The 2188-nt window shown below is 53.2% G+C and carries 1 protein-coding gene and 3 pseudogenes; 2 read left to right on the plus strand and 2 right to left on the minus strand.

Features of this window, described 5'->3' with window-relative positions:
• Positions 1-528 (minus strand): annotated as a pseudogene (locus tag BN1130_RS21675) (transposase); the annotation flags it as partial.
• An 8-nt stretch (positions 529-536) separates the two neighbouring features.
• Complete coding sequence (locus BN1130_RS10975; RefSeq protein ID WP_084218188.1) at positions 537-1610, minus strand: tyrosine-type recombinase/integrase; 1074 nt, start codon at positions 1608-1610, stop codon at positions 537-539.
• A 147-nt stretch (positions 1611-1757) separates the two neighbouring features.
• On the opposite strand from BN1130_RS10975, the pseudogene BN1130_RS23175 reads away from it, so the two are divergent.
• Both BN1130_RS23175 and BN1130_RS22260 read left to right on the plus strand, forming a co-directional pair.
• Positions 1758-1946 (plus strand): annotated as a pseudogene (locus tag BN1130_RS23175) (antirestriction protein); the annotation flags it as partial.
• 93 nt (positions 1947-2039) lie between these two features.
• Positions 2040-2188: pseudogene (locus BN1130_RS22260) on the plus strand (IS3 family transposase); the annotation flags it as partial.

Here is a 2188-nt window from a genome sequence, read left to right on the forward strand (position 1 = left end):
GGCCAATCTGATGCCCCAGCTCTCGCATCATCGACATCAAGGCGCGGCTGCCCGCTGAGTTCCGGCTCTCTTTGAACAAACGGCGCAACTCGCTGCGTTGCTGCATCCGCTCACGGTTAATCGTCAGCTTGCGGGCCAGATAGTCGTAAAAACAGGATGTTGGAACATCGAAAGCGCAGCAGACCAGAGTGATGGGGGCTTGCTCCCTTAATCGGTCTATCAGCGCGTACGTTTGAACTCGTCCGCCATCAAGAGAGCAGTAGCCTTTTTTAGAATGTCCTTTTCGCGCTCGAGCCGGTTGATGCGGGCTTCCAGCTCCTGGATTTTCTGCTGCTCCGGGGTCAGCGCTTTGCCGATTGGGGTGGTGCCGGTTCGTTCGGATTGAAGCTGCTGAACCCATCGACGAAGTATGGTTTCACCGACATCCAGTGAACGGCTGGCTTCGGGGACAGAGTATCCCTGGTCGAGTACTAGGGATGCGGCTTCGAGTTTGAATTCAGCAGTAAATGAGCGACGTAATCTTGTCATTGAACACCTCAAGTCATGGTGGCGACTGTACCACCTAAAATGGTGTCCGGGATGATTAGACCACTACACACCAAAGGGTCTATGTCGCCGCGATTTCGTTGCAGGGCAACCAGAGTGTGGGTGGCATAGGTATGGCGCAGCATGTGAGGATGAACCTTGATGCCGACCTTTTTGCCGATATTGCGGACGATACGCTCGATGCCCTTACCATCATTAGCGAAGGGTTCCCCAAATTGGTTGAGGAACAGCGACTCGTACTTGGTTGGGCTGAGCGAGCTCCGCTCACCGCGAACCTGGACCACGTAACGGTATAGCTTGGAGAGAAAACGGTGACTGACGTAGATGTCGCGTGCCTTGCTACCTTTCGTCAGCATGCCATGGCCATCGAAAGGATCTAAACGAATTCTGACGTTGTGCTCGCGCCTACCGTTCTTGTCGGGATCGAAGATGTAGGCCAGTGGGAACGTGGCGATTTCCTCGCGACGCAAACCGGTCTGAAGCCCGAGCAGGATCATTATTCGGTGATGAGGATTCTCTGCGGCCTGCAAGATCGCCCTGATCTCATCCATGCTCAAATACTTCGGCAACACTTTATGCGCGCGCGGCATCAGGTCATTGGCCATGGCCTTGCCGCCACTGGCATCGACGTGAGCGAGAAACCCGATGTCACGCTTGACCGTTCGCTCTTCATAGCTAAATGGCAGACTATTCACCCATCCCTGGGTCTGCGCGTATTCGTAGAACTTGCAGATATAGTGCAACCGTTGCCGTGTCGTTGATCGAGCCAACTCGCACTCAACCAGGCAGTAGTCTCGGTAGGCAGCGACAATGCTCTTGGCTTCACCACGGTCAACGTCGCGCCAATCGATGTCATGTGCCTGGAGGAAGCTGAAGAAGTCGTACAGCGCACGGCCAGTGCTTGGCCAAGACTTTGTTGACCCTATGGCTCCGCGCAGAAGGTAGTGACGAAGGAAATCATTGACGGGAACACAACTCTCCATCGTGTCCCAAAGCAGGATCGGAAAGCCGGTATACGGACGTCCAGCAATCACCAAATCTTTGGTAGCCCAAATAAGCTCCATCAGTCAGCCCTACCTCTGATGAATCGAAACTCCTTATCAAAAGGCCTCAGAGTCAGAGACTTAAGCCATCGCGTCTGAAGCTTTTTAACTCCTTGTTTATAAAGCTAGCCTGCTGCTAACACTTAGCAAGCGCCTAATCATGTTTCTGTTTTTGGGAATTTCTTCGACGAAAAGGTAACGCCGGATGCGGCAGGGGTCATCGTGACACTGTTTGCCTTGAACACGTTGTGTTATCGATTCGAGAATGAGCCCAAGGTTTTTGAAGCCTTCGAACGTCTGAAAGATTTTGCTGCAAAGCATCAAGAGGGGGGCGCTATCTACCGAGCGATAGACTGAAAGAAGGGGGGGGGGGCAATGCCCCCCTTTGTCATGTTGCTGTCCCGTCCTGAATATGGTTTACACCTTTCCCCCACATAAATGGAGAGCCCGATGGGACAAGGTGTGAAACGGACACAGCGCGATTACTCGCTGACTTTTAAATTAGCCGTGGTCGAGCAGATTGAAAAAGGCGAGCTCACCTGCCAGCAGGCACAAGCCCGAAACGGCATTCAGGGCAACTCCACCGTTCTGGTATGGTT

Origin of the sequence: Aeromonas rivuli (assembly GCF_000820045.1) — a bacterium.
Classification (GTDB): Bacteria; Pseudomonadota; Gammaproteobacteria; order Enterobacterales; family Aeromonadaceae; genus Aeromonas; species Aeromonas rivuli.

Bases quoted from the DNA above. Each gene is read 5' to 3' on its own strand.
- BN1130_RS10975 (WP_084218188.1), bottom strand. From the start codon at position 1,610: ATGGAGCTTATTTGGGCTACCAAAGATTTGGTGATTGCTGGACGTCCG.